Origin of the sequence: Pseudomonas sp. TJI-51 (genome assembly GCF_000190455.2) — a bacterium.
Classification (GTDB): Bacteria; Pseudomonadota; Gammaproteobacteria; order Pseudomonadales; family Pseudomonadaceae; genus Aquipseudomonas; species Aquipseudomonas juntendi.
The window spans coordinates 1-815 of record NZ_AEWE02000208.1; the positions used below are offsets into that span (position 1 = coordinate 1).

2 protein-coding genes are annotated in these 815 nt (G+C 61.8%); both read right to left on the reverse strand.

What is annotated here, in order from left to right:
* Positions 1-305, reverse strand: a 305-nt coding sequence (locus G1E_RS27000) for a YqaJ viral recombinase family protein (RefSeq protein ID WP_177329633.1), incomplete at its 3' end; no start/stop codon positions are given.
* Between the two features lie 75 nt (positions 306-380).
* The coding region (locus G1E_RS27005; RefSeq protein ID WP_009683522.1) for a DUF932 domain-containing protein at positions 381-815 on the reverse strand (435 nt) is incomplete at its 5' end.

Genomic DNA, 815 nt, shown 5'->3' on the forward strand with positions numbered 1-815 from the left:
TTGTTCTTGGTGCGCTTGCTGTAATGCCAGGCTACGATGGGTTCCAGGACATTGCCCCAGTACATCGGGCTTTCCTCATCGTGGGGATCGGCCTTGGGCAGCTCGGTGTCGCGGCCGGTTTTCTCCAGCCATAGCTCCAGCTGCGACTTGTAGGGGTTCAGTCCCACGGCAGCGGCGGCATCCGAACTGCCGATGCCCTGCTTGCGGATCTGCAGCCAGTCCTCGCGCGGCAGCTCCTTGGTGCTGACCAAGCGCAGGGCAGGACGTTTCTTGCGGGTGCTGCCGTTCAATGACGTTGCTTTCATGGTATTCACCTGCTGACATAAAAACGCCCAGCCAGCACAAGGCTGACCGGGCGCGATGGGTGAGGTAGGTGACGATTAAGCGGCGAGTTGCAGTGCGGCATCTAAGGCGCGTTGCTTAATCTGTGCGCCCTGGCCGAACCAGGCCGAGTCCATGCGGTATTCGTTGCTACGGGCACGGCGCTCATGGTCGACATACTCGGTTACGGCGTTGAGCAGGCCCCAGGCGGTGCCGCGTGCCGAGTCCAGCTGACTGCCTCGACCGCGACCCTCGTACAACTCCTGGACCTTGCGCAAGGCGCGTTCGTTGGGCAGTTGCTCCGGCAGCGCGCCGGTCGGGCTGGTCTCGCACAGCACATTCATGAAGAACCCCAATGCTTCATGCCATTGCACCTTGCGTTCGGCCAGCGCCCGCATGCGGTACATGAAGCCGTCCCATTGCGAAACGGCGATACCGAGTTGCTTCTTCACCGCATTGGGGTCGAAGCGGGTGTTGTGCGGCACCTTGATCGC